Below are 25620 nucleotides of genomic sequence, written 5' to 3'. Positions count from 1 at the left end.
ATAAAGGTTGTCCTACTTCCTGAATTTAGATTTTATCAATCTGTAATAACATTTGTTTAAGTGAAATTATGCACCCCCTCACTGGATAAAAGTCTATTTTTATACTTTTTCAAAGCCAGATTTACCAGCAATATCTATGGGGTTATCCATAAATATTAGACAATTAATTCATTATAATTTCACTTGCAAGGGAAAGTAAATTAATTGAATTCAAAATTTTATATTTAATGCTTATCAAAAATAAATATAAGAAGTTCTTACCTTCCTATAGTAACTAACCTTATTAATCGAACCTAGGTAACGGTCAAGCCGCCTAGAATGAAAAAATCAGCGAAGACAGGAAAAGAATGTAGAGGAAGATTTTTTCCAAGTTTGGTATATAAAGATACCGTTATTAAAATCCTTGCTATAACGGGTTAAAACTAGCCCCTGAAGCTTAACAATCCCCGCTCAACGGTAACTTAATCGTAAAGGTTGTACCCACTCCGACTTCACTTTCTACGGTGATTTTGCCTTTGTGTAAGTCTACAAAGTTTTTAATAATCGCTAATCCTAAGCCAGTTCCAGGAATATTGCCAACATTAGAAGCTCTATGGAAGGTTTCAAACAATCGTTGCCGATCTTGTGGAGGAATGCCAATTCCTCGATCTTTAATTTGGAAGATGGCTTCCCCATTGTGGCAGCTAAGTTCGCATTTTATAATACCCCCCCCTGGGGTATATTTGATAGCATTTGAGAGTAAATTGCTGAGGATGTGGCGCAGCAGTTTTTCATCAATGCAAGCTGCGAGACATTCTCCCTGACTTGAGAAAATTAGGGAATGGCGATCGCCTGCTGTTAGTTCCATTTCTGCTACAAGGTCTTGGCAGAATGTTCCTAGCTCTATCGCGGCAGGGTTAAACTCTGTCTTGCCAGCTTCATTTTTGCCAATAAGCAACACTTCATCTAACATCCCGTCCATCCGTTGAACAGCAGTTTTAATTCGATGCAGATGAATCCTTTTCTTCTCTTCTGTCCATTTAAAGCCGTAATTTTCAAGCAATCCAGCCGAAAACAAAATAGTCGATAACGGGGTACGAAATTCGTGAGAAGTCATAGAAACAAAACGGGATTTTAGTTCGTGCAGTTCCTTTTCTTTTTCCAAAGCATTGCGAATTTCTTCTTCTGCTCGCTTGCGCTGCATGAATAATCCCAATTCAGTTGAAGCGGAAATCAGTTCGATGAGTCGTTCGTCTTGTTCGCAAGATTCAAACATATAAAACACAAGGACAGCCAAAACAGTATCATCAGCAATAATTGGAATTCCTAAAGCGGCTTTTAATCCAATTTTCATTGCCAAATTTACCCTGAAATAAACTTGATGCGACTCACCGGAAACATCTCGTTGCCACTCTGGTTGTTTTGAGACCCAGACACGACCGGGTAACCCAATCCCTGGTGCAAAGGTCAAGTTCTCGCCTCCTTGCCGGAATTCCTCTAGACAAGTGGCACGGCTATACCAACCTCGACTGCATTCGAGAACGCTGTTGTCGGATTGTGGAATCCAGGCTTCCCCAAAATCCCAGCCAGTGGCTTCACACACTTTCTGGAGTGCTACGAATAGCGCTGAGTGAAAGTCTGGAGACTCAAAAATAGCTTGGGTCATGGTTTGCAGAAAATAAACCTCCTCCTCCGTTCGCTTGCGATCGCTAATATCCTCTGCAATTCCGGCAATTCGATAGACTTGCCCTGTCTCGTCCCGAACTGGAAAGGAGCGATCGCGTATCCAGCGAATCGTCCCATCCGGGCGGATAATCCGATATTCGTAGTCGTCCACTTCTTGTTGGCGTTTTTCAAGCCCATCTATCACCGACTGCCGATCTTCTGGATAAATAGAATCCAGCCAAGATTCAGGCTGCTGATAAAGGCTTTCGCAAGTTTGCCCCCATACCTGCTCATAAGGGGGACTGATATAGAGCATTTGTTTCTCATCGGGAGTCGTCATCCAGAAAACTTGCGGAATATTTTTCGCTAATTGGCGGAAACGCTCTTCCGATTCCCGCAGCGCTGCTTCTATCTGCTTGCGTTCGGTAATGTCTTGAATGGTGGCAGTGCTAAATTGAGGGGCACCGCTGGGACTGCGAATCAAAGAAACGGTCAAGTAGCCCCAAGCCACATGACCATCCTTGCAGATATAGCGCTTTTCCAAATGGTAAGAATCCTGCTTTCCAGCCATTAACTCTTGGTAAAGTTCCCGATCTTGCATGGCGTCATCTGGATGCGCCAACTCAGTGAAAAGCATCCCTTGTAGTTCTTGTTCGCTATAACCTAAAATTTCCCGAAACTTGGGATTACTTGCCAAAAGCCGCCCCTCTAAAGTGGTCAGGACGACACCCATCGCTTCTCTTTCAAAAATTGTTCGGAATCGCTCTTCACTTTCCCTCAGAGCTTCTTCAGATTGTTTGCGTTCGGTAATGTCCCGATCTATACCGCGATAGCCACAAAATTTCCCAGAGCTATCAAAAACTGGGACGCCACTGGTTTCTAGAACAACTCGATGACCGTTTTTGTGGATGTTAATATTTTCTAGGCAAGAGAATGGTATTGCTTGGGCAGCAATTGGCCCAAAAGTGTTCGCAATCCGGAAGGCTTCTTCCGGCGGCATTAAGTCAAAGGGCGTTTTTCCCAAAACTTCTTCAGGTTCGTAACCTAAGATGTCGCGCACTTTGGGACTTGTGTAAATATAAACAGCATTCTCATCTACCTCCCATACCCAATCGCTGGTAGTTTCCAGCAAATTGCGGAACCGTTCCTCGCTTTTTTGCAATGCCTCCTCTGCCAGTTTGCGTAGCGTGACGTGCCGGAGGCTTTCGCTGATATCCCGAATAATACTTAATAAAACTCTTTGATTGTCAATTACCCAGCTTTGGGAACTGACTTCCACTGGAAAAGTGCTGCCATCTTTGCGGCGGTGAGTGGTAGTAAATAAGATGCCTCGCTGTTCTGCTTGCTCCAGTTGTTGAGCGATCGCTGTATGAGTTGGAGGATCTCGCAAGTCCTGAATGTTTAACGCAACAATCTCTTCGCGTTCGTAACCGTATGCCTGAATTGCCGCCTGATTCGCTTCGATAATTTGCCCTTGATTCCCAATAAACAAAACAATGTCACGGGCATGTTCCGATAGCAATTGATAATGCTTTAAGGTTTCTTGAGCGAGCTTGCGTTCGGCAATCTCTGCTTGGAGTGCCTGGACAACATCTTCTAGCTCAACGGTACGCTCTTGGACTCGGATTTCTAACGCTTCATTTGCTTGCCGTAAGGCTGTTTCTGCCTGCTTGCATAACATCGTCTGCCGTTGCCTTTCGCTGATGTCTGCGGTACTGCCGTAGTAATAGAGAAGGCCATCTTCTATGGCAGGTCTCGCTGTAATTTCAAACCAGCGATCGCCTCTATGAAGAGTGTGAAAAAGATAAACAACCTGATAGGGTTCGCCTTTGGTAATTGCTTCCCAAGCTATCCGAATTGCTTCTTGGGATTCATGCCCTAAATCGACTCGCTCGTCCCAAACTTGATAATTCTCAAAAAATGCCTGTGTAGAAATGCCACTGAGTTCGGTTAGAATATCGCTGGCATAGATAAACTGGGTGGTCGCAGGGCAGAACTTCCAGACAAAACTGGGCAGCATATTAAAAATTTGATTAATCTCGCCAGCACTTCGCTGAAGTAACGCTTCAGCGGCTTTGCAGTCTGTGATATCTTGCAATGCCCCCAAAATCCGAATAACTCTTTGTTTTTGCTCATCCCATTGCGATCGCGCATAATTTCGTAACCATCGAACTTCACCGCTACGGGTCACAATCCGGTGTTCGCTAATCTCAGAGTGACCAGAAACTAGGTTGAGAAAATTTTGCTGAACTTTTAACCAGTCGTCGGGATGAATAAGCCGCCGCCAGCCATCAAGAGTGATAATTTCCGCGAACGTGTAACCGCTCACTCGCAAAAAGGTCTCTGACACCCATTCGGTTGTCATTTGACCGTCAGGGGCAACTGTTAGGCAATAGGTATCAGAGGTCAGTTCTGAGATAACGCGATATTGTTCCTTACTGTCGAACAGTGCTTGCTCTGTCCGCCTACGGCTGGTAATGTCTTCAACGGTACCTTCGTAGTAAAGTAGCTTGCCACTGCGATCGCGCACAGCACGGGCATTAGAAGAAATCCAAATGCAACTGCCGTCGGGGCGATTAACCTGAGATTCAAATCCCGTTACGGCATCAGTTTTTTGGAGTAATTGGTACAACTCCAAATTGCTTGCGTGCCAATGAAGATTGCCAATAAGTTCATTTGGTGAGTTGTAGCCATAAATGCGTGCCAGCGCTGGATTCGCATTCATATAGCGTCCATCATCCGTAACTTGATAAATTCCCTCAACGGTGTTCTCAAAGATACGGCGATAATTATGCTCGGATTGTTGCAATTGTAAGCCAGCGCGAATTAGAACATACAACAACCCGCTAATAGATAGAATAAATCCCCACTCTTTCAGCGTCTCTAACTGGATTAAAAACGCTAAATTCTTGCTCAGTAAATTAAGTATTTCATTCCCAGAAACAATATAAATAATGCTAATTAATATATAAATAGATACAATTCTGCGAACTAGATTTTCTGTAGAGGTAAGCTGATTTTTCATGACTACCAAATATAGTTATGGAATATTCAAAGCCCACCTTCTCAAAGTCAAACTTTAAACCAACCTTAACCAATGGATTAGCAAAATTCTTTTTTAAGCTATTTTACATAAATCAATGTGTCGGTAATCCAGATCACTAAACATCTTAACAAGTATATATCTTTAGATAGGTGTAAAACTTAAACCAATAAGCTAAAGATACTGTTCATCGTCGGAGTGATAACAGCATCAGGCAAGGGCACAAATACCCTGTCCCTACATCCTGGTTGCCTTAAAATCTGTTCACGCAACTATCTTTACGCAACTACCGTTACGATTATTCCCAAAGCCGACGCCTAGGTTGTCCATTCAGACGCTGGTGAGAATCACGCAAAAGCGCTGGAATGTCTAAATGTTGAGGGCATCGGGGCAGACAGTCACCACAGTCAGTGCAGCGATCGCCTTTCATCCCCGGAAACCAGTGACCGGCATTTTCAAACATTCGGTAGCGGTATTGACCATACGCTGTCATGTCATAAGCAACCGCTAAATTACGCAGGCGCAATATTTCTGGAATATTGATGTTTTCTGGACAGGGCAAACAAGCGTAGCATTGACTACATAAATCTGGAGAAATTACTCCTAAATGAGCTTGTAAGCGGTCGAAAACTTCAATTTCCTCCGGTTTTAGCGGTTCATCGCGCTCAGCAACCGCCAAACATTCCGTCAATTCGCTGGGGTTCGCTGGGCCAACACTGAGGGTGGTAACGCGGCGATCGCTCAACAGAAACCGATAATTTAGTTCTAGGGGTGAAAAGGGATGGCACAGATGTTGAAGCGTTTCCGGTGGCGTGTAGAGTAGCCCCCCCTTATCCGCTGGTGAAATAATAAAAATTCCCATATCCTTTTGGTTGGCTAACTCAACCGCCGGGGCATGGCGCTGGAAAAAGTAATAATAATGCAGGTTGACGAATTCAAATAAATTGGTGTTAATCGCCGCTAGAATCACATCCAGCGGTCCGTGGGTAGAGAAGCCAACGTGTCGAACTCTGCCATCTGCTACGGCTTCCTGCACCGCCTGCATACAGCCTCCATCCGCTTGCACCCAGTTTAAATGTTCCCTGGTGTTAAGGCCATGAATCGCCAGACAATCCACAAAATCAGTCTGTAAGTTCAAGAGCGACTCATCAATCCACCGACGCATCGTATCGGCGTCACTGCTTGGGGGAAGTTTGGTAGTGATATAAAGCTGTTCTCGCGACTGGGGCAATCCTGCGGCTAAAGCGGCACCGAGATATTCTTCGCTTTTGCCGTAACCCCTCGCGGTTTCTAAGTGATTAATTCCACAAGCAACGGCTTGATGCACCGTCTGGTAGGCATCTTCAAAGGAAGCCAGACAGCGCATCGTCCCGCAAGAAAACACTGAAAGCGGTAAATTTGTTTTTCCAAACCGCCGATAACGCATAAAAAGTAAAAAGAAAGAGCAAGAGACAGCCGCGATCGCCCAAGTAAAAAGTTCATTTTCTTGCTTTTGGCTTTTGCCTTTTTACGTTTGCCCTTGGTGTGCTATGATTCCGTGCTGGAGCCTCCTCGCTGGATCAAATCTTCCGGTCGAAGCTTCGATACAAAATCACGGAAGGCTCGGCGTTCTGCCTCATCGGCATCGCGATCGACAGGGATAGAAGCATCAGCAATGACTTCTTCCATTACCCAAATGGGGCTGCCAGTGCGGATGGCGATCGCGATCGCATCACTAGGCCGAGCATCAATCTCCTTTTTTACCTCACCCTGCCGGACACTCAAGATCGCATAAAAGGTATTGTCCTGAAGCGAGTGAATAATGATCCGCTCTAAGGTCATATTCCAAACGTCCAGGATATTCACCAGGAGGTCATGAGTCAGGGGACGGGGAGGGGTTTGTTTTTCCAAAGCGCTGATAATTGCCTTTGCCTGATCTTGCCCAATATAAATTGGCAAGGCTCGTCGCTCCGAGGCATCTTTGAGCAACACAATCGGGCTGCGCGTCACGGCATCTAATGCAATTCCAGCGACTTTCATTTCAATCATCAGCTTGGCCTCTAGAACACGGTAGGCGTCGGGGGGATAAAGCAAAGCTATAAACTGGTACTGGAGGTAGTGGGGTTTAACAAACACGCTTGCGGTTCTAATCACCTTACCAAGCGAAGGTACAACCAGCTATGAAGACTTGGTTAAGTTGGGATCAACAAAGCTGTATCTCCCAGTATGCCTCAGTCTTAGAACGATTCGCTGGAGATTTTACTAAAAAATATAGACCGATTGCCTTCATCCCTTCGCTGGTTGTTCGCTATCAGTTATCAGTAGGTCGAAATCCGATTAATTACATCTAAAAGCAAGTTGTTTTTCGGTTTTTTCACTGAATCATGAGCGACGACCGTTTGCCAATGACCGTTATTTACCTAATTTCACTTAAAAACAGTGTTTACCGGATTAATTCAAGCTCTAGGAACTATTAACTCTCTGGGAGAAGACCGTTTTGGGCTTTCCTGCGTGGGAGATACTTGTCAGCTGATACTGTCAGATTTAGCGATTGGCGATAGTGTGGCGGTGGATGGCGTTTGTCTGACGGTAGAGGAAATTTCGCCTCAAGGCTTTGTGGCAACCGCTTCTCCGGAAACTCTCAGTCGCACCACCTTAGGACAGCGAGAACAAGCCGCCGCCTACGTGAATTTAGAAACCTCTCTCCGGGTTGGCAGCAAGCTAGGAGGACATTTTGTAACAGGTCACATAGACGGAATAGGCTGTCTGCAAGAGTCGGTACAAACTGCTACTTCCTGGGAAATGCGCTTTGAGATACCGGCAGCAGAGGATGGGGAGCAGCGCCAGATTGCTCGGTACATTATCCCCAAAGGCAGTATTGCCGTTAATGGGGTGAGTCTGACGGTGGCAGATTGCGACCCTGATGGAAGTTGGTTTACGGTAGCGGTGATTCCTCATACTTATGCCGAGACAAACCTACCTTATTTACAAACTGGCAGTTTGGTGAATTTGGAAGGAGATATTCTGGGCAAGTACGTGGAAAAATTTCTGCGTTATCCAGCACGAACATCTGAGCAGAATGCACCCGCTACGATCGGGATGGATGGAATTACACCCGCTTTCTTGGTAGAACACGGGTATCTTTAGAAATCAAAAATTAAAAAAGATGAATTTTTAATTTTTAATTCTTAGCTGCCTGGTTGCGGGGTTAACGGAGCAGATGACGCTGATGGAGCGGAAGGAGCGGAATGGGCGGTTTGCAAAGCTTTGATCATTTGCGCCAGACCATATTCCAAGTAGGCATCTGAGTCCACCGCCATCCAGCCTTCTTGCGTTAGCTGGCGGATTTCAAAGTGAAGGTGGGGACCTGTGGAATTGCCGGTACTACCAACCCGCCCAATCACGGTTCCTTGTTCGATCTGTTGACCGGGTTGAACCAAAATTTCCGACAGGTGAGCATAGAGAGTTTCTTGGGTTTCGTTGTGTTTGAGGACAACAGCTTGACCATAGCCGCCCATCCAGTCAGCGATCGCAACCTTCCCCGCAAAAGCTGCCAGAACGGGTGTACCCAGAGGTGCCCCTAAGTCAGTACCTGCATGGAACCGGCGAGTGCCGGAAATCGGATGCGTCCGCCACCCGAAAAGCGAGGTAATTGGCGCAGGAATCGCCAGTGGGAATATTAAGCTGGTATTGCCGTTAGCCAAGCCCCGGAAAATGGTCGGAATCGGGGCTTTGTATTCGGGCACATTGAATGGAATAGAGCTTTGGCTGCTGCCAACGTTATTAGCAGCGATCGCCGTCGCTCGAGTAACGGCAGAGGAACCCAAAGACCTGGAGCGACGACGGTTAATTGAGCGAATGCCTTGAGGGCGATCGCGAAGTGGGCCAATTGCGACAGGACTTGCAGAGGCAACCAAGATTTGCTGACGGATCTCCCGTTCTGGCTGGTTTACCGCCAAACGGGCGCGGCTGACTCTACGATTCGCCAAGCCAGAGGTCCGTAATGCTTCCGGTACGTCTGTGTCACTTGCGTACTCCCTACGGCTTCTGGTCGGGTAGGTTAATCTAGCAGTTTCCCTTAGACGGTTGGTGTTCCTAGAAGGGATCCGTGCAACACCACAGCTTCCACCAGATAAACCTTGCCCGCTCTGCAAGACTCTTTGACATCCTGTTGACCGTTCCGACAGCACAACGGCAGGTGGTTCATCGTAAGAACGAATCGGCTCCTTGCCTCGACTCGTTGCACCAAGACTATAGTCAGTCGGATCGATATAACTATTGTTGTAATCGCTGGAACTTATCCCGCTCTTTTCAGCTTTGCTCGGTCTAAGCTTGGGAGGCTTTACATAAGAAATCGTGTTTGGCTCCACCAACCTGGGAGGAGAAAGTTTTGCTTTTCTTGGAACAGCAACCGAAGTCTCTGGTGCTGATACTGGAAGCGAGCGACGACGGACAACAGCAGGTTCTGGAGCTGAACGGCGACGACGGACAGATGTTGTCTCTAACGCACGCTGACGAGCCAAGCGGCGGCGACGGACACCCGCTGAAGCCTTCTCTGCGGCTGGAGCCGGAGCCGAGCGACGGCGTACAAAATTTGGCTCTGGTTCTGGCGCTGAAACTGAACGGCGACGAACAACAGTCCGCTCAGTCCCTTTCCGGGGGTTAATCTCCATTTTTACAGTAGGCGGTGCCTCTTGGGTAGTAGGCGTGCCTATTGTGTCTATGCTTGGATCGCTTTGTGCCCAAACAAAGCCGCTGCTGAGGACACCAAGACCCCCAATCCAACTAAGCCCCTGCACCAGCAGAGGACGGCGGCAAAACAGACCAAACGGAGTACAACTAGGGTGGTTTCGCTGGCTCATTTCCGAATCACTCCTCATCTCACTCACTCTATGGGGTCATACTGGTTAGTGTTTTTGGTATAAAGACATGGCTATCGTCTCTACGCCATCCATTTTCACTTCCAGAGCTTGTGTAAAATTACTGATCGTAGCCAAGACTGATTGTACCGGGCTTGAGGCAGATTTCCTCAGCAGCAGCTAAAGAGTTCAGGCGGACTTGAAGTTCGCCGGTGGATGCGACACCCACAATGACTCCAGAGCGTCCGTCTACGATGACAGAACGCCCTCTGCAACTGAGAAGCTCCACGTAAGCGGGAAGTAGGGCGTCTATTCCTTCTAGGGAAACGTGTCGATATCCGGATAAAATGCCCTGCAAAGTTATTGCCGCTAATCTTTCCAAGGCGTTAGCGAAACATGCGTGTAAGGCATTCGCTTCGATTGGCTGCTGCTCCAAAAACGATTCCAGATTGATGCCAGTTTCCGGGACTGGATTCGCCCAGTTAATTCCCACACCCACGACGGCTTTGGTAATCCGTCCTTGTTGCACTCTAGTTTCGGTGAGAATGCCCCCTAATTTGCGTTTGCACAAGATTAGGTCATTCGGCCATTTAATCAATGCTGGGATGCCGTAACTCCGCAATGTGGTAGCAATTCCCCAAGCGCTGCATAGGGTCAAATGGGCGCTATTGGTTGCGACTAAATCGGGAGCTAGCGCGATAGATAGGTAAAGTCCGCCTGTACTGGATTGCCACTGGCGTCCCCACTGACCCCGCCCAGCGGTTTGCTGAAGGGCAATGACAACGGTTCCTGGTGTTGCTCCTCGATCGAGCAGTTCCCAAAGAGTTTGATTTGTGGAAGGTAAAGTCTCAAAGATATGCAAAGAAAGTGGTAGAGAAACATCCCCTAAAAAGGCTTCCAGACAATGCCGATCGAATGCCACGGTTGCTAACAAATTGATTCGTAGCATAAGTTAGCATAATGTCACCGATATTTCAGGAGTTCCGAATGGCGATGCTTTCCCGCACCAATTTGAACCTGGGCGCAGGAGAATCACAAACTTCTATAAATACCTGGCACTGGCGGACTTGGGAAGGATTGCCCTATCTAACTTGTAGCTTGCTAGAACGCTGGTCTCACGGATTTTTTACTCAACAATTTTCGCCCCGTTCTCCGGCAGAATTAGTCAGCGTTTTACAGCCGGATGCTAAGGTGTATCGCGTGAAACAGGTGCATGGCAATAGGGTGATGACGCCCTCAGAAATAGAAGCGGCAACCCGTGAGGGTCAAGAGGGGGACTCACTACCCCCCGCTGATGGGATTGTCAGCGAGCAGGTTCAGCAGGCAGCATGGGTGTGCAGTGCCGATTGCACGCCGGTTTTAATTGCCGACCCCCAGACGGGACAGGTGGCAGCGATTCATGCGGGTTGGCGCGGGACTGCTACTAGAATTGTCCCCCAAGCGATCGCCCGTTTCCTAGCTTCCGGCAGTCAACTCCAAAATCTGCTGATTGCGATGGGTCCCGCGATCGCTGGTGATGTCTATCAGGTGTCTGTAAATGTGGCATCTGAAGTAGGAGCCAGCATCTTACCAGATAAAGATCCGCACAAAGATACAGAATCCATTCTTGATGCCTTGCAGCAGTTGCCACATTCACCGTTATTAGAAGATTCGCAACCAGGACGGGTGCGACTAGATGTGCGGCGAGTCAACCAGCTGCAACTGAAACAACTGGGAATTTCTAACGAACAGATCGCGATCGCGCCTCACTGCACCTACCAGGAACCAGACCGTTTCTTCTCTTACCGGCGGGACAAGCTCAAAAAAGTCCAGTGGTCGGGAATTGTAAGTAAATAAGCTGTTTTATTGTTTAGAAAGGGGGCGCACGTTCAACGTGCGCCCCCTTTGTTGTTTGTGGATATACGTGCCAAAAAAATCGCCTCCAAGTCATGGACTGGAGGCAATCGCTATACGATTTGTCTAACTCAAACTAGAACACCTTGTTGTTGGTCTATTTTCCTGCTTTCAGGAGCATGAGCTAAACCTTTGTCTTCAAACAGATAGCGATCGCCATCTGTTTGAGTTATGACTATTGTTGAGGAGCAGGGGCTGTTGTATCGCTGGCTGGGGCAGTATTTAAGCCTTCTGCACCACCTGTTGTTGGAGTAGTAGTCGAGGTGCTGGCGTCATCGTCATCGCCATCATCATCGCCATCATCATCGCCCTCGTCATCGGCTTCAGGAGTCGATGTGTTCGCATCATCGTCATCGCCATCGTCATCACCATCATCATCGCCATCGTCATCACCATTGTCATTGGTGTTGGTGTTGGTGTTGTCGTTAGTGTTGGTGTTGGTGTTGGTGTTGGTGTTGGTGTTGGTGTTGGTGTTGGTATTGGTATTGTCGTTAGTGTTGGTGTTGGTGTTGGTGTTGTCGTTAGTGTTGGTGTTGTCGTTGGTTTCAGCGCCAGCGTCACCTTCCACGTTAGTAACCTGCTCGGTTGAAACCTGACGCAGACCGACCAACCCAAAACCTAGACGGCTTTCTGGTCCCACTGACTGATAGGCTGCGACTGCCCGACCTTTCTTCTGTTTGTAGGTACCGAGAGCCAGACCTCGGCTATTTTGGCGCACAACCAGCAATCTTTGCTTGCCACGACCTTTCTCCACAAAGACTCCAACAGGGCCACTAGACGTGGAAGCAACGTTGTAGACCTTATTAGAACTTTGGACGAAGGAATTAGACAGAGAAATCAGATTGAAGGTTGTGCTGTTGTAAATGGTGATAAGCGATCCGCCGTTCCCCTCTGCGCTAGTGCTGGTACCGCTGCCGCCGCCGCTACCACCTGTACTACCAGTGCTGGTGCCGCCGCCTGTGCTACCGCCTGTGCTACCACCTGTGCTGCCGCCTGTGCTGCCGCCGAAGCTACCACCGCCGCTGGTGCCGCCGCTGCTACCTGTACCTATGCTGCCACCACCGAAGCTGCCGCTAGAGTTGTTGATGACGGTGTTAAAGTTACCATCATTTTGGAAGATGAGGTTGTAGCTCAAGCTTGTTTTAGAACCAAAGCCTGTGTTTTGGCCTGTAGCTGCACCTGCACCTGTCGAGTAGGAGCTGCTGCTGCTCTGGTAAGAGGTATTGTTCGTAGCAACATCGTATCCACTTGTTCCACCCAATTGGCTGGCAACTGCACCAACAGTGAATTGGGTACGACCTTGACTTTCACCTTTGAGTTTGAAGGCGTTCGATCCCTCTTGCCCAAATTCAAACTGGGTTTTGCTGTTATCGCTTAGATAGCCAACCGTGGTGTTGCCATTTATCGAGGTGATGCCATTCCCTTCGCCTGTAACTTTGAACTTGATGGCAGAATTGCTAAAAGCGCTGGGATTTGTCAGCTCAAGCTTAGTAGTACCACCGAGTTTAATATCTGTGCCAACTCCGGTGCCCTCAATCTTGAATTTTTCGCCTTCTATTTTGAATTTGGTTTGAGCATTATTGCTGCTGAAGGCTACTTTGTTAGTGCTGCTAAAAGTTTGAGCGTCGCCGGTGCCACTAGCGGTTGCAATTTGACTGCTTGTTGAGTCGTCGCTATCGCTTGTGGTTGAGGTGCCATCTGTTGGCGTCGTGCTGCCAGTTGCAGTTGTAGTTGAGGTGCCATCTGTTGGCGTCGTGCTGCCAGTTGCAGTTGTAGTTGTGGTGCCGGTTGTAGTGCCACTTGTTTGCGTGCCACCAGTTGCGGTTGTAGTTCCGTTGGTTGTGCCGGTGCCACTGCTGGTTGTGGTGCCATCAGCTTGTGTGCCGGTGCCACTGCTGGTTGTGGAGCTTTGAGTTGTGGGTTGATCCGAAAAAGTGCTGCTTAAGGTGCCGAATCCTTGCCCTTCCAGCTCAAATTTTGTCTTTTGCCCCAAGCTAGTAGATGGAGGAAGAGGAACAGAGCTGCCGCCATTGAACTTCAGGGATGTCGGCAAACCAATATTGCCCGCAGTGAGTTTGCCCTCAAAATTACCAACTTCTAAAACCCCAGATTTGGCAGTGTAGTTAGCCTGAGACTGAGTAGATAGTTTGACGTTTGTAACGGGCAGGAAAACCAGCGGAGCCGAACCTGTCTCCTTAGGAGCAATCAGCGAACCGCCCAAAAAGGCGCTGCTGGCAAAGGAATTCAGAGTAAAGTCTAGTTTCGTGGGGATGTTCGAGAAGGGAACAGCTGCGCCACCAGAAGTGAAGGCTAGACCGGATAGGGTACCGACTAAGCTACCTTTGTCATCTTTTCCAGGACGACCAACGTTGCCAGCACCGACGTCTTTGAAGTCTGCTGCCTGGGGTACGAAGCGAGCAGAGCTGGTGTTACCGGAAGTTGTTTGCAGTTGCAGTGTGGTGACGGCAGCGTCAAACAAAACCGGGCTACTTGTACCACCAGTAGTCCCAGTAGTAGTCTGTGACTGTAAAGGCGAAAAGAAGGCAGCTTGCCCTCCTAACAGACCGCCTGTGATTGAAATCGACTGAGATTGAGTGCTTGTAGCGGAAGTAGAAGTCGTAGTAGGAGCAGCAGTCGTAGTCGTCTGAGCGTGAGCTGTGGGAGCCAGAGCGATCGCCAAGCCTCCAGCGATACCGAAACAAACAGCATACTTAGTTGATTTCGCAATCATGTTAGGACTCCATCAGTGAGTATAAGAGGACAGGGTGAATAGCAGAATCTAGCTCAATTCGATAGTCAACAGGGGATCATAAGTTTCTTCAGCATTCATCCTGAGCAAGCTCAGAACTACAAGTATTAGAAGAGAGTAATAACAGCATCCTGATTGAATAAGCATTAGGGCAAGTGTGACTAGCATTAAGTAGAACTAGGTCATACTTGCTTGGCTTTGCTTGTGCCCGTGTTTGGATAAATGACTGTTTGGTTTCTCAACGAGTTCCCAGTTTTTTGCAAAGTTTTTGTAAAGTTATTTACCCGTTTTATATACGTAAATACACTTAAAAAATTGTTCTATTTTCGGCTGTTGCGAGGTTTGCGTTGAAATTACTTACGAAGTTATTTGTAATGTTTTTATAAAATTATCAGGGAGATCCTTGAATGAATCTCCCTGACAAAGCGATCGCTATTTTTCAGCCCACTTTTAGAAAGTAAAAGTGGTTCGGATGGCACCGATTGTGATTGTGTCGTTGTCCTGGTTGTGAAGCGGATTAAATAATACGATCACCCCTGGCGTAACCGTGATATTCTCAGAAACCCGGAAGCGGTAGAAAGCTTCTACGTGAGTTGTACTTCCTGGCTGACCGCCTTCATCTCCAAAGCCACCCTCACTAATAAAATCAGGGTAGTTTCTTCCAATTGGCAGGTCACTACTGGTAATTTTGGGTGGCTGACCGACATAAATACCGCCGAGGTTGCCTTCACCAAGCAGATCGGGGAAATTCAGGTAAGCCATCCAGTTGAATGTTTCTACATTTCCGGATATTCCTTGCGCGTCAGAAGTCGTGTAGCCGCCCCAACCGCCAATTGTAATGTTGGGCGTTGCTCGGAATTCTAAACTGGCACCAAAAGCATTCGTATTAATTGGCCCTCTGCCTGCCGGAGTCGGGAGGAGAACCAAATCGTCGCCAACGCCAGTCCCCAATCTTCCAAACGGAGAGTAGGAGTTGATGTATTGCAGACCAATATCAAGCGTATCTAGGGGCGATACGACTAACTGCAAGCCAGCTGCGGTTTCTCCATCTTGTCCACCGCCGATACCCCCACGAAAAGCATCTGCGGGTCTGCTGGCAGAGTAGACGCCTTGTAAACTGATCCGTGGATTGACTTGCCAGTCAAAGCCTAAGCCTCCACGTCCCCCGGTATTAATAATTGGGTTGCGTTGAGCAAAGCGGGAAAGTGGCCCTTGACCGGCACTTTCTACGCGGTTTGCTCCCCGGAAAACGTTCACTGGGTTGACCCCTTCCGGACCGATGATGAAGGCAAAATTATTACCGATTAACTGACGATAAGTGAGGTCGCTCAGTACAATGTCGTTCCCGGTGTCTCCTTCATATCCCAAGAAGACCATATCGTTGTTGAGCAAACGAGGTCCCGAATTTCCAGAACCCGCTTGCAATCCAGTCAGCAGCAGGCTGCGAGGACTGAACTGGGTGAACAAACTCAACTGGACGTTGCTAATGACGTTGGGATTTGTATTCTGGTCTTCTAATCGGTTCCCAGTTGATTTTCGGTTCAGGAACAACTCAAATTCATTCTCATTGCGTCCCTGAACGCCGACGACTGCCTGTCCAAATAGCTTCGTCGTGGTTGAGAACTGATGGCTTTCCAAGAAGGCGGTACGACCTTCCAGATTATCTACCCGCGTCCGTAGGGTCGCCAGTTCCGGCCCAAACTCATCAACGAGTCGTCGCAGGGTTTCTAAATCCGCTTCGGTAGCTGCATCAGCCGAACTAGCGGCAATTAATTTCTCAATTTGCTGAAGACAGGCATTTACCCCTGCGGCAAATTCATAGCGACTGAGTGCCCGGTTGCCGCGAAAAGTGCCATCAGGATAGCCTGCAATACAGCCGTAACGCTCTACAAGACTTCGCAATGCTTCGTAAGCCCAGTCGCTTGGTTCCACATCGCTCAACTGGGACACATTGGTGACTTGATCCAATGGGTTGGCTTCCATGTCCTCTGGGTTTCCCATTTCCAAAGGATCGCCCGGTGGAAGCATTTGTTCGCTAGCCTCTTCAGAGGGCAGCGCTTGAGCTTGCAGGGTGTTGGGATTGCTAACAGTTGCTGCGTCTACAAGAGTGCGAGCCTCTTTTGTTGTTGCAGATGTAGTGGAAGATGCATCCAAGCTGCGACGGCTAGCAGACAAGATAGGAGACTTTGTAGTCGAAAATTTTGGTAAGCTAGCTGCCGGTTGCAACTGGCTTGTTTCAGTTGGGGGGGTTAAATTTACCGCAGTGGCAGATTCTTGAGTTGCCGCTAAACTAGGCGAACTTGCTGCCGGTTCCGTTGGCGATGCTTTTAGTTCTGGCAGTACATTCGCCGATGCGAGTGTTCCCTCGGATGCAGCTGCCGCCAGCGAATTTGCTGTCGTTTTTGCCTTGGTTACATCCGTTCCTGTCGCTAAATCTGTAGATGTCGAGAATCCCTGAGTTGAAGACTGGACTGCCTCAGCAGCTGTGGTTGGGTCGATATCGGTGGCTGCAATCGCCGGGGAGAGGCTAACTGCTAGTAAGCCAAAGGCTGTAAACACTAGCGCTGAGGATGCTGTTTTCTCTATTCTCCACTGGGATTTCACGGGTCTAAAACTCCTCAAAACACACCATACTTGCTGAAATTTTACAACAATATTGTGTCAGTCGCTACTAACGCTTTGGATTCCTTTTCATTTGTTAGGGATTGAGGTTGGCAGGTGACGTTTACCCAAAAGGAAAGTTCCTGGCTGAGTTTCTTTTTTTTTATAATCGCTGACAAAAAATTGCTCCTAGGGATTAACGGAGAAGCAATTTTTATACACGGAGGTTTGATACTCCCCGCCTAATTACTCAAGGTCATCTCAGACAAGTGTGCGATCTCAGATGAACACAGCCGAAACAGGCGCGATCGCTTCTTCTGGGTCAAATTAGTTTATAAATCCTAACAATGAGTGTCCGAGCGATTTTCAACATCATTTCTGTTTCGTTCGTGCAATAGAGATTGTGCAAATAATTGTCAAGTTTTATCTACAAATTACCAAATTCAACTAACGCTGCCGCCGGTAGTGTAGAAAAACTTCTTGCTCAATCGACTCGACTGACAAGAGTTCCAGCCTAGGTGCAAAATCTGCCAAAAATCCAGAACCTTCTACTGGCGTCGGTGCTGTCGCTCCTCCTAAAATTAACGGACAAACCGTGAACCAGAATTCATCGATTAAATCAGCCGCCACTAAAGCACCTACGAGTTCCCCACCTCCTAGGACAGCGAGATGTTCCAAGCCTAGCTCCCAGAGCTGTTGAAAAGCAGCAATCCAGCTAATTCCATCGGTCGTTGCCTCCACTTCTAGAACCCGCTCAAATTCTGAGCATCCTTGCCAGCGCTTGGCACCTGCCTCTCCTGTAAGTAACCACCGAGGTATGGGTTGACGAAAAAAGCGCCATTGCGGATCTAGATTGGCTGATTGAGAGCAAACAATTTGGACTGGTTGGAGCGATCGCCCTCTCTGTTGTCGCCAGCGGAGCAAATCGGGATTCGTGACGCTCAGCGTCGTACCGTAAGCGCGGAGAGTCCCTGCGCCAAATAAAACTCCGTCCGCTTGGGCAATCTGTTTTTCCAGGTGCGCCAGATCCGCTGGAGACGAAAATCGGGCGCGATCGCGACGAATATCCGCAATCTTGCCATCGGCACTCATTGCCAAAACAACTGTCGTAGAAGGGCGTTTCCAGACAAATCCCGTCATCGCTGCTGGTCGCTCAAATATTTAATTAAAGTTTAAGAATTGCTTATATTACGGGAATTAGTGTAGAGATTCCACAAAGTCAACCTTTCCAGAGTATACGAGGATCTGGAACCGTTCTAGGATGGAATGGATCTGTCAAACAGTATCGCTCTACCAACACGATTAACCCAGAAAAAAGTAGGCTAATCAATACCCCCACTCTGATGGGGTGATTTTTGAGAATTCTTGCTATTGGGTTTTACACCTCAAATTAGAGAAGTCCTATGGCTAAGCCGGGTCAATCCTCCTTCCGTCGCATCCTGCTGTCACGCATTTTGCTTTTGAGCGTCCCGGTACTGCTGATGGGGGTGTATGTAACCTACAGAAAAGCACGATCTAGCATACTGGAAACCGCTCGCCAAAATCTTACCGAAAGTGCAGTGAGAAAAGGAGAGAGCATGAGCGAGTCAATTAAAGCGCTCTCTGCCAACTTAGTGACTGCAAGTGAAGCAGTCGTACTGCAATCGCGATCGCCCGAAGCGCATCAAAAATTTTTAAACCAACTCGCCCAACAATTGCCAACGCAAGTCCAGTGCATTCAACTCATCAACGTTGAGACGGGAAACATTGCTGCCAGCACTTGTGGGGAGAAACCCATCAGTACGCTAGATGCAAGTCACTGGCCCCAGCAGCAACAGGAATTACTGTTAGATACTTCCAAGGTGCAGGTGAAATCGCTGCTTCCAGGCACCTCCCCCCTGAATTCAACTGTTAAAGAGAATCAACCCAGCCCAAAAAGCCAACTAAGATTGATTTTCAGTGCGCCTGTTTATGACAGCACGGGTTCTCTGCGTTATGCCCTGAGTGTCCAATCAGCTCTACTGAAACAAGAGCGTGCCAAACCAGGGTCTCTGAGTGGCTATCCAGTGGTGATTGACCAGGATGGAACCATTTTGGCGCATCCGATTACCCAGCGAGTTGGAAGAAATATTAAGCAGGAGGCAGATGGGGAAAGGCTCGAAACGGTCATGAAAAACGCGATCGCGGGTAGAAATGATTTTCTGCACTTGTTTTCTTTCGAGAAAAACGGTGTGGAATTACTCGCAGGGTATACCCCAATTCTCAGCCCGATTAGCAACCAGCCAGATCGCCAGTGGGTTATCTTAGCCGTCACTCGCTTAGATAGTGCCTTATCGGGTCTAAAAGAAATTCAACAGGTGTTGGTGATTCTGACATTTGGCTTAATCGCCGCTAGCCTGCTGGCAACGCTGTATATCTCTCGCGAACTGGCGCTGCCATTGGAGCAATTGAGAGACTACGCTGGGTCGAAAGGGCACTTTCACTCTACAGATCGAGTTCCTCAAAACTTCAAAATCCGGGAATTCAATCAATTATCGGAAGCCCTCGATAATATGGTGGAGCGACTGAAAGCATGGGCAGAAGAAATCGAAACAGCCTGGAAAGAAGCACAAGCAGCGAATCAGCTGAAAAATGAGTTTCTAGCGAATACTTCTCACGAACTAAGAACTCCCTTGAATGCCATCATTGGTTGCATTCGCCTGGTACGCGATGACTGCTGCGATGACCGCGAAGAAGAGATGGATTTCTTACAGCGAGCGGATGATGCAGCGATTCACCTCCTGGGAATCATCAATGACGTTCTGGATATTGCCAAAATTGAAGCGGGTAAGCTTTCCGTCGTTATGGAGGCAGTCGATCTGCGAAAGTTGCTTAAGGAAGTGATTGATTTACAGGCTGTTCCGATTCAGCAAAAAGGTTTGCAGTTTAATACGCCAGATTTGCCAGAATCGATTCCTGTTCGTACTGACCCCGCAAAACTCAAGCAGGTGCTGCTAAATGTGGTTGGCAATGCGACTAAATTTACTGAAAAAGGCAGCGTTACGATTACCACCCGGATAGAGACTAGTTATGGCAAAGAACAGGCAGTGGGGAATTCTGTCCCTCCTAGCTCTCATTTATCGAATGGGGTCGCTCAAGCCGCGACAGTGAGTCATGAAGAACAAACAAAAATCCAGGCGGCGGCATCTGTGGGCAATGGGCAAGAAGTTAGAGGAGAAGATGCCTCTAGCATCTCGAATGGAGCTTCTAACATTTCTCGAAGCCTTCTAACAGGAACTACGAACTCTCTCAAAGAGCGTCTCGTCCCTTCTGCGCGTGTTGTTGTAACAGTTCACGATACAGGGATTGGTATTGATCCGAATCAACAGCATAAGCTCTTTCGCCCCTTTGTCATGATTGATGGCACGACGACTCGGAAATTTGGCGGCACAGGTCTGGGACTCGCAATTTCTCGGAACTTAATGGAACTGATGGGAGGTAGCATTACGCTATCAAGTGCAGGAGCTGGTCTGGGCACAACTGTGGAGATTGCCGTGCCCATGATTGATACTTCAGTGTTGCCAACTCTTGAGTCTACGAATGCGGCAAAAAATTAAGAATTCAGCTATCTGTTTGACTGCGGAATGAAACCCACTCCTCGTTAACGAGGAGGGGTTTATAGAAGGCATCTCAATGGTGAAAATTTACCTCAGACTCTTTCTCAATCTCTCTGTTTACATACAGGGAAACGTAAGATTTCGCGATCGCCTTGAAAGAGGAAAAATTGAAGAAGCTTTAATTTTTCACGGACTGGGGAACTGTAACCGTCAGTCCTCCCTGTTGTAAAGATTCGCTCAGACATCGAAGAATCTGTACCAGCTGGGCACCCACCCATCCCGAAGAAATCTCTGAAGATTGGTTCTGGTGGATACAGCTCAAAAAGCGATCGCAAACTCGCCCTAAAGGTTCGCCCGGTTCTATGCTCAATACTTCCCGGCTTTGATTGGCGGGAGTATAAGGGCCAGCACTGGTATTTTCAAAGCGTCCATGCTGAATAGTTAGCGGTGCTTCTGCTTGTAACTCATCAAAAATCAAAGTTCCCTCACTCCCCACCACGCACAGGCGACGCTGTTTGTCAGGATTCAGCCAGCACAGGTGGATAAAGGCTTGAAAGCCGCTAGGGTAGGTGAGTGTCGCCCAAACAAGGTCTCTTAAAGGATGAAGAATCAGGGATGAGGGAGGAGTCTGAGAATTGACTTCATCTTTCATTCCGGCTTCTTGGTGCAAAAAAACGGTGCCGCTGGCTTGCACCTGAGTTGGCGTTGCCTGAAGCCAATTGTTGAAAATATTAATATCGTGGATGGCTAAGTCCCAGAGTGCATCAACATCCTGGCGCACAGGGCCTAGATGGGTACGGGTGGCGTAGCCATAGCGCAAATCTCCGAGAATTCCAGATTGGACAGCGGTTTTACCGCGTTCAACCGCTGGGTGAAACAAATAGGTGTGGTCTACGAAGAGTTGCCGGTGCTGTTGTTCTGCTAATCGGCACAGTTCCAAGGATTCAGACGGATCGAGGGTGAGTGGTTTTTCTGATAAGACGTGATAGCCTTGCCGGAGAGCGTCGGCGATCAAGGTGTAGTGTGTCGTGGCTGGGGTTGCGATCGCAACTGCCTCGACTTCCGGCATCTGCTGCACCTGGGACCATTCGGTTGTTAGCCGCACGCTGTCATCTAACTTAAACCGTTCTCGAAGTGCTTCCAAGCGCTCCTGCTTCGGGTCTAATACCGCGACCAAGCGGGATTGAGGATGCTCTAGGAAATTCCGCACGAGATGTACACCCCAGCGTCCAGCCCCCAACACAGCAATTCCAGTTTTCATCGTTGTTTATTGTTCGTTGTTCATTAAAGACTGGCTAATTGTTCTTTGTCATTCCCCATTAACCAGTCTTCAAATTAGCCATGAACTAGGCTAATTGCTAATGGCTAAAAAAGCTTCCCTCGCCGCAGCTTGTTCGGCAGCTTTTTTAGAATGTCCCTTGCCTTGACCCAATCGACGCCCTTGCAGCCAAACCTCGGCGGTAAAACGTTCTGGATCGCCGTGAATTCGTCTGGTTTCCTCGACTCGATATTCTGGCAGTATTTGGTAATGACCTTGCGTCCATTCCTGGAGGGCGTCCTTGTAGTTTTGGTAGGCTGGGTCTGTCCGAATTTCGGATGCCAGTTGTTTAAAATGAGAATCTAGCCACGGACGCACTAGTTCTAAGGTATGCGTACTCAGGTACAGGGCACCCAACACCGCTTCAAAGGCGTCTGCCAACCGCGAGGTAAGACCTGCTTTGTCACCTGCTGCACTTTCAGAAATTAACAGGTAGCGATCTAGTCCGTAACTATCTGCAATACCGGCTAAGGTGCGATCGCTCACCAGTACCTTCCGAATTGCCGAAAATTCACCCACAGAACAATCAGGATAAACTTCCCATAAAAATTCAGAAGCCGCCATCCGCACTACCGCATCCCCCAAGAACTCCAATTGCTCATAGTTCGCCGTTGTCGAAATTGTGGGGTGGGTGAGCGCTAAGTTGAGGAGCGACCACTGCACTGGTACCTGCGGTGGAAGCCCTAACTTTTGGATCAGACTTTGCAGCTGCTTTTGACGAGGAGGATAGCTGAGATTCATGGGAATGCGTTGGACTTAGGGGAACCCCAATCATTTTTGCAACATCACTGAATAGCGCCTCAACCTGAGCCATCAGTTCTCGTTGAATTGGTAAGAGGTGGACTTCTTCCCGGAGTTTTTGCTGCAAATCGCGCAGGCGGGCGATGGGTTGACGCAACTTGGAGATTGTCTGCTCTAAGTGTTTGGCACGTCTGAGTTGTAACACGACATCCCCGCTGAGCTGGGTCTTCTGTTCGATGAGTACCGCCAGCATTTTAGCGATCGCCATCACAGTCTGACCGTCTTCCTCATTCCATTGCTTCGGTTCTCTACCACCAACTGTCACAACACCGTAAACGCGACGACGACCTTGCAACGGGGCTGCCATTAGCGTTTGAGCTGTGGGCATCAGGGGTTCCATCAAACCATTCTGGCGCACATCTTCAACATAAATCAATCTACCCTCACTGATTGCTTTACCGCTAGCTCCATCGCTAATTCCGACAATTGGTTTGTTGGTGCTGATGTTGCCTGCTGCGGAAACAACCATAAAATTGTCATTGTTCAAGTTGAGAGCGATGACAGCATCGGCGGCACCAAAATTGGTAAATAATATCTGCACCGCATCTCGCAATATACAGGGCAAAGGTTGATACTGCGATAGAGCCGTGGAAAATTTATGCAAGGTAGAAAGCTGCACCCAACGGCGGTGACTCGTGAGTTCGGCTTCTTTAAGCCGTCCCAGCAACCGTCCATTAATTTCGGCAATGTGGGCACTTTGCTGAACGTAGTTTCGCGTTCGGATCGGCTGGTAAAACGTCCCCATGACTTGGGACATCAGCAACGAAACCCGCGCCACTACTTCTTCATCGTAAGACCACAGCCCATCAAAGCTTTGACTACTGCTGTTGCGCTCTGGCCCTTCCACAGCTTGAGTCAATACCGCCGTCCAGAAATCGGGGGTATCAACCAGCCAAAACCGCTCCCTGGACAAGGCTGAGTTAGGCTCAAGCCCAATAAATTCGATTCCCGGAATTTCGGGGGGATGAACGTCGGGAACACCAAATATAAAGACCCGCCGACATACCTCACCTAAGTAACTATATCTACGGAGATGTTCGAGGAAGTGAGAGAAACGCTGGAAGCCAGCAAACAAATCAACCGGAAGTTTGTGGTTGAGCAACTGATCTTCGAGGAGATCGCCGATAACGTTCATCGTTGCGATCGTGTGAATACCGCGCAATTCTTGGTATTGGTTCGCAATCGAGCGGAACAATGATATGTCCACTAAGCCACCCTGATTAACAAGAGTTCAAAATCGTGTAAATATCGCTTCTGGCAGACAGATTACCGCTAAATGTTACGGGTGGCTATGCAAAATTTCTTGAAGTCTTGACTTTTGTGACTGCATCAAGAGAAAAACAAGCTCATTTTTACATGAAGCTTCACTGAATTTATTAATTAAATTGATTTAGCCTGAGAAAAGGATTACTTTTCCGACCGCTCGTCCTTGCAGCCTCTACTAGCGCGATCGCGATCGCCAACTAACACTGGGCTTTGCTCGTCCTGTTTTGCCGGGAAGACTCGATAGGCGATCGCTCAATTTACCCAATTTTTCAAATGCCTGTTGAGCCGGAGAGTTTCTCGAGCTAGACTCACCCTCGCCTCTCTAGCTCTTGTTCACAACAGTAAAGCAATTTAAGGGAGAGAGTCGGTCATAAGCCGGGTTCTGTTCTCCACAGCAGCAGTGCCGCTGGAAGGGCGGTTATCTATCTGGGACGCCTGTTACCAGACGCCTCAAGCGGTTTTAAAACGGAATCGGAAAAAGACCAACCGTGATTCCCTACCTTGCTCCCAACCGGGGTTTACCGAGCCAGCGCCTCTCGACGCTGCTGGTGCGCTCTTACCGCACCTTTGCACCCTTACCGGGATAATTAAACATTAAAAATTCTTCATTTTGCATTTTTAATGTTTAATTATCCCGGCGGTATCTTTCTGTGGCACTATCCTCACGGTCGCCCGCACTGGGCGTTACCCAGCAAGTTTGGTCTTTCGGGAGCCCGGACTTTCCTCAGACTCGCACAAACGGCAAATCTGCAACCACCTGCGCCTACTCTCTCCCGTTCTTCAGTGTGGCATATTCAAGAGCTTTAGAGAGCGAATCTTCGCTTTTGAATTCTCACTTTGCCGATGCAGTTTTTCAAGAAAGATTGGAGATCCCCGCCTAAATTTCGATTATCCTGAATAAAGGGAATGATTTACGTAACTTAATAATTCTGCTGGTTACTGGACTTATGAGATGCATCATCAACCGCCGCGCTCAGTTTTCGGCGAGCCACCGTTATTGGCTGCCAGAACTGAGTCAAGCGGAGAATATACAAGCGTTTGGTCGCTGCACTCAGTCGCCCGGACACGGACACAACTACGTTTTGTTTGTCTCCCTTGCCGGGGATCTGGATGAGTATGGCATGGTGCAAAACTTGTCTGAAGTCAAACGGGTGATCAAACAGGAAGTCACCAGTCAGCTAGACTTCTGTTATCTCAACGATGTGTGGTCGGAATTTCAACAAACCCTGCCCACTACAGAAAACATCGCGCGAACCATTTGGCAGCGTCTAGCACCTCATTTACCGTTGGTAAATATTCAATTATTTGAACATCCCGAACTCTGGGCTGACTATCAAGGAAACGGAATGGAAGCTTATCTGACAATTGGTACCCACTTTAGCGCTGCTCACAGACTGGCTCATCCGAACCTCAGTTACGAAGAGAACTGCGAGATTTATGGCAAATGCGCTCGTCCCAACGGTCACGGGCACAACTACCACTTGGAAGTAACAGTTCAAGGCGAAATTGATCCGCGCACGGGCATGATTGTGGATTTAGGAGCCTTAAACAAGGTAGTGGAAGATTATGTGCTTGAGCCGTTTGACCATACTTTCCTGAACAAGGATATCGCCTATTTTGCCCAAGTTGTTCCCACCGCTGAGAATATTGCCATTCATATCCGGAATCTTCTGCAAGAGCCTATCCGGGAATTAGGGGCAAAGTTGTATAAGGTAAAACTGGTTGAAAGTCCGAATAATTCGTGTGAAGTATACTGTAGCGAAACCGCTCAAAACTTAGCGGGAATTCAACAGAGCGATCGCTCTCTAACGCCTGTATCTACTTGATGTTTTAGCCGGGAGGCGCAAGTTTTTAGAAAATTTCGGGAACAAACCCGCTATCGATTTGCGTCT

The 25620-nt window shown here is 48.1% G+C and carries 16 protein-coding genes and 1 other RNA gene; 5 read left to right on the top strand and 12 right to left on the bottom strand.

Features of this window, described 5'->3' with window-relative positions:
• Positions 1-436: 436 nt before the first annotated feature.
• The 3 genes from H6F52_RS25805 to H6F52_RS17210 all read right to left on the bottom strand — a co-directional run bounded on the left by H6F52_RS25805 (position 437) and on the right by H6F52_RS17210 (position 6715).
• Positions 437-4669 (bottom strand): PAS domain S-box protein, encoded by a 4233-nt coding sequence (locus H6F52_RS25805; protein WP_190536206.1) that lies wholly within the window; start codon positions 4667-4669, stop codon positions 437-439.
• A gap of 316 nt (positions 4670-4985) precedes the next feature.
• A complete protein-coding gene (locus H6F52_RS17215; protein ID WP_190536205.1) occupies positions 4986-6113 on the bottom strand; it encodes an aldo/keto reductase in 1128 nt (375 codons plus the stop codon).
• A gap of 101 nt (positions 6114-6214) precedes the next feature.
• Positions 6215-6715 carry a bifunctional nuclease family protein gene (locus tag H6F52_RS17210; RefSeq protein WP_190412793.1) on the bottom strand — a complete coding sequence of 167 codons (501 nt, stop codon included), beginning with the start codon at positions 6713-6715 and terminating at the stop codon, positions 6215-6217.
• Between the two features lie 131 nt (positions 6716-6846).
• Here H6F52_RS17210 and H6F52_RS17205 point away from each other — a divergent pair, with 131 nt between their 5' ends.
• Both H6F52_RS17205 and H6F52_RS17200 read left to right on the top strand, forming a co-directional pair.
• Positions 6847-7017, top strand: coding sequence for a hypothetical protein (locus H6F52_RS17205; RefSeq protein WP_190439813.1), 171 nt, complete (start codon positions 6847-6849; stop codon positions 7015-7017).
• An 88-nt stretch (positions 7018-7105) separates the two neighbouring features.
• A complete protein-coding gene (locus tag H6F52_RS17200) occupies positions 7106-7813 on the top strand; it encodes a riboflavin synthase (protein WP_190536204.1) in 708 nt (235 codons plus the stop codon).
• Positions 7814-7854: 41 nt separating this feature from the next.
• Here the strand turns inward: H6F52_RS17200 and H6F52_RS25800 are convergent, their stop codons facing one another.
• Positions 7855-9528 (bottom strand): M23 family metallopeptidase, encoded by a 1674-nt coding sequence (locus H6F52_RS25800; protein ID WP_242033977.1) that lies wholly within the window; start codon positions 9526-9528, stop codon positions 7855-7857.
• 118 nt (positions 9529-9646) lie between these two features.
• The gene (locus H6F52_RS17190) at positions 9647-10474 is read right to left on the bottom strand and encodes a biotin--[acetyl-CoA-carboxylase] ligase (RefSeq protein WP_190536203.1); all 828 of its coding nucleotides are present in this window, start codon (positions 10472-10474) and stop codon (positions 9647-9649) included.
• Positions 10475-10569: 95 nt separating this feature from the next.
• On the opposite strand from H6F52_RS17190, the gene pgeF reads away from it, so the two are divergent.
• A complete protein-coding gene (gene pgeF / locus H6F52_RS17185; RefSeq protein WP_190429690.1) occupies positions 10570-11361 on the top strand; it encodes a peptidoglycan editing factor PgeF in 792 nt (263 codons plus the stop codon).
• A gap of 232 nt (positions 11362-11593) precedes the next feature.
• Here pgeF and H6F52_RS17180 read toward each other — a convergent pair whose 3' ends face one another.
• From H6F52_RS17180 to H6F52_RS17170, 3 genes are all read right to left on the bottom strand, one after another.
• The gene (locus tag H6F52_RS17180) at positions 11594-14149 is read right to left on the bottom strand and encodes a hypothetical protein (protein ID WP_190536202.1); all 2556 of its coding nucleotides are present in this window, start codon (positions 14147-14149) and stop codon (positions 11594-11596) included.
• A gap of 468 nt (positions 14150-14617) precedes the next feature.
• Positions 14618-16771 (bottom strand): iron uptake porin, encoded by a 2154-nt coding sequence (locus H6F52_RS17175; protein ID WP_347276226.1) that lies wholly within the window; start codon positions 16769-16771, stop codon positions 14618-14620.
• 444 nt (positions 16772-17215) lie between these two features.
• Entirely contained in the window at positions 17216-17908 is a 693-nt protein-coding gene (locus H6F52_RS17170) for a RibD family protein (RefSeq protein WP_190429670.1), read from the bottom strand.
• A gap of 263 nt (positions 17909-18171) precedes the next feature.
• Between H6F52_RS17170 and H6F52_RS17165 the strand changes: the two genes are divergently transcribed.
• Positions 18172-20343 (top strand): sensor histidine kinase, encoded by a 2172-nt coding sequence (locus H6F52_RS17165; protein ID WP_190536201.1) that lies wholly within the window; start codon positions 18172-18174, stop codon positions 20341-20343.
• A 178-nt stretch (positions 20344-20521) separates the two neighbouring features.
• Here H6F52_RS17165 and H6F52_RS17160 read toward each other — a convergent pair whose 3' ends face one another.
• From H6F52_RS17160 to rnpB, 4 genes are all read right to left on the bottom strand, one after another.
• The gene (locus H6F52_RS17160; RefSeq protein WP_190536200.1) at positions 20522-21604 is read right to left on the bottom strand and encodes a Gfo/Idh/MocA family oxidoreductase; all 1083 of its coding nucleotides are present in this window, start codon (positions 21602-21604) and stop codon (positions 20522-20524) included.
• A gap of 90 nt (positions 21605-21694) precedes the next feature.
• Positions 21695-22324: a ribonuclease III gene (gene rnc / locus H6F52_RS17155; protein WP_190429694.1), complete on the bottom strand. Its 630-nt coding sequence runs from the start codon at positions 22322-22324 to the stop codon at positions 21695-21697.
• Complete coding sequence (locus H6F52_RS17150; protein WP_190429667.1) at positions 22260-23669, bottom strand: DICT sensory domain-containing protein; 1410 nt, start codon at positions 23667-23669, stop codon at positions 22260-22262. The genes rnc and H6F52_RS17150 overlap by 65 nt, the downstream gene beginning before the upstream one ends.
• Before the next feature lie 414 nt (positions 23670-24083).
• An RNA gene (gene rnpB / locus H6F52_RS17145) (RNase P RNA component class A) lies at positions 24084-24499 on the bottom strand.
• A gap of 176 nt (positions 24500-24675) precedes the next feature.
• Between rnpB and H6F52_RS17140 the strand changes: the two genes are divergently transcribed.
• Entirely contained in the window at positions 24676-25554 is an 879-nt protein-coding gene (locus tag H6F52_RS17140) for a 6-carboxytetrahydropterin synthase (RefSeq protein ID WP_190536199.1), read from the top strand.
• Positions 25555-25620: the final 66 nt, after the last annotated feature.

The organism is Coleofasciculus sp. FACHB-542 (genome assembly GCF_014695825.1).
Classification (GTDB): domain Bacteria; phylum Cyanobacteriota; class Cyanobacteriia; order Cyanobacteriales; family FACHB-T130; genus FACHB-T130.
The sequence above is the reverse complement of the archived record's forward strand: the minus strand, read 5'-3'. Positions and strand labels throughout refer to the sequence as shown.

Coding starts and splice junctions, on each gene's coding strand:
- H6F52_RS25805 (WP_190536206.1), bottom strand. CDS start 4,669: ATGAAAAATCAGCTTACCTCTACAGAAAATCTAGTTCGCAGAATTGTA.
- H6F52_RS17215 (WP_190536205.1), bottom strand. CDS start 6,113: ATGCGTTATCGGCGGTTTGGAAAAACAAATTTACCGCTTTCAGTGTTT.
- H6F52_RS17210 (WP_190412793.1), bottom strand. CDS start 6,715: ATGATTGAAATGAAAGTCGCTGGAATTGCATTAGATGCCGTGACGCGC.
- H6F52_RS17205 (WP_190439813.1), top strand. CDS start 6,847: ATGAAGACTTGGTTAAGTTGGGATCAACAAAGCTGTATCTCCCAGTAT.
- H6F52_RS25800 (WP_242033977.1), bottom strand. CDS start 9,528: ATGAGCCAGCGAAACCACCCTAGTTGTACTCCGTTTGGTCTGTTTTGC.
- H6F52_RS17190 (WP_190536203.1), bottom strand. CDS start 10,474: ATGCTACGAATCAATTTGTTAGCAACCGTGGCATTCGATCGGCATTGT.
- H6F52_RS17180 (WP_190536202.1), bottom strand. CDS start 14,149: ATGATTGCGAAATCAACTAAGTATGCTGTTTGTTTCGGTATCGCTGGA.
- H6F52_RS17170 (WP_190429670.1), bottom strand. CDS start 17,908: ATGACGGGATTTGTCTGGAAACGCCCTTCTACGACAGTTGTTTTGGCA.
- H6F52_RS17165 (WP_190536201.1), top strand. CDS start 18,172: ATGGCTAAGCCGGGTCAATCCTCCTTCCGTCGCATCCTGCTGTCACGC.
- H6F52_RS17160 (WP_190536200.1), bottom strand. CDS start 21,604: ATGAAAACTGGAATTGCTGTGTTGGGGGCTGGACGCTGGGGTGTACAT.
- H6F52_RS17140 (WP_190536199.1), top strand. CDS start 24,676: ATGAGATGCATCATCAACCGCCGCGCTCAGTTTTCGGCGAGCCACCGT.